Consider the following 1,721-nt stretch of genomic DNA (forward strand, 5'->3'; position numbering starts at 1 on the left):
TGGTCAGTCCCAAGCATGTTTGCGTGATCGGCGCCGGAGTCTCCGGTCTTGCCGCCGCAAAGGCATTCTCCACCCGCGGCCACCGCGTCACCGTTCTCGAGCGCAGCGGCGATCTCGGCGGCGTCTGGGAGCCGGCGCGCTCCTATCCCGAGGTGCAGACCCAGAGCCCGAAGGATCTCTATCGCTACACCGACCGCGCCATGCCGGACGCCTATCCGGAATGGCCGACCGGGCCACAGGTCCACGCCTATCTCGCCGATTACGCCAAGAGCTTCGGCCTCGACCGTATGCTGCGCCTCAACACCGAGGTCGCCGGCATGGCGCGGCGCGCCGACGGGAAGCCGGGCTGGACGCTCGCGCTGACGAACAGGGACGGCACGACGACGAACGAGGATTTCGATTTCGTCGCGGTCTGCACCGGGCAGTTCAACGAGCCGCGCGAGCTGCATTGCCCGGGCGAGGACGGCTTTCTGGCGCAGGGCGGCCAGATCCTGCATTCATCGAAATACAGCGATTCCAGCCTGGCGAAAGGACGCCGCGTCGTCGTGCTCGGCGGCTCGAAATCGGCGACCGACATCGCGGTGAACGCGGTGAAGTCAGGTGCACGCGAGGTCACCATCGTGATGCGCGAGCCGGTCTGGCGCATCCCCTATTTCATCGGCGGCCTCGTGAATTTCAAGCGCATCCTCTACATCCGCGCGCAGGAGGAGATGTTTCCGGGCTGGGGCGCCAGCGCGATGGCGCGGCTCGCGCTTCGTCTCGCCGCGCCGCTGATCTGGGCGAACTGGCGCGGGCTGGAGAGCCTGTTGAAGACCCAGCTCAAGCTTGGCCGGTGCAAGATGGTGCCGAAGGAGCGGATCGAGGACGGCGTCAACTGCTCGGTGCCGATCGCAACGCCGGGCTTCTACCCAATGGTCGCCGACGGCCGCATCAAGGCGGTGTTCGGCAGCTTCGATCACTATGAAGGCGATACCATCGTGATGAGCGGCGGCGAGCGGGTCGGTGCCGACGTCGCGGTGCTCGCGATCGGCTACAAGCTCGGCGTGCCGTTCCTGCCTGCAGCCTATCAGCAGAAACTGGTCGACGCGGACGGTCAGTACCGACTCTACCGGCTGATCGCCAACCCTGATCTGCCGGAGATGGGCTTCGTCGGCTTCAACTCGTCGTTCTGCACCGTGCTCTGTGCCGATCTCGCGGCGAACTGGCTGGTGCGCTATGCCGACGGCCGGCTCGCCAACCAGCCGACGGCGCGGCAGATGCACGACAACATCGAGATGATGCTGCACTTCAAGCGCGTCGAACGGCCGGCTGCCGGCGTCTTCGGCGGCCTCTGCGYCGCTCCCTATCACTACCGCCATTTCGACGAGCTCATGGCGGACATCGGCGCGAAGAACCAGAAAAGCGGCGGGTTCGCCGGACACTTCCAGCCGCCGGATGCGGACGCTTATGCGAAGTTCCTTGCCACGGCGCCGGATTACCGGGCCGCAGCGTGAGGTCGGAGAACCCGGGCTGAGCGGGATTTGCAACTCGCCAGTCCGCGCGTTTGATGTTTACGATCCCCATGACCGACGAATCTCCGGCACATGGGAACCCGCGCCATGGGACTACGATGTCAGGCCGCAGCAGCCATGGCGGTGCTTGGGCTGATCGTCACGACGTTCACGGTCAGCCAGGCACAAACGCTTAACGCAAAGCAATCGGAGGCGCTTGCAGCCTACGAT

Annotated in this window: 1 protein-coding gene; it reads left to right on the top strand. The window is 65.5% G+C overall.

Annotated elements, in window-relative coordinates; translation table 11 throughout:
- Window positions 1–1,493: flavin-containing monooxygenase (locus AC1D00_RS39895; protein ID WP_477014478.1), on the top strand; the 1,493-nt coding region annotated here is incomplete at its 5' end.
- Window positions 1,494–1,721 lie beyond the last annotated feature (228 nt).

The sequence above is a fragment of the Bradyrhizobium sp. P2_E8 genome (genome assembly GCF_056403875.1).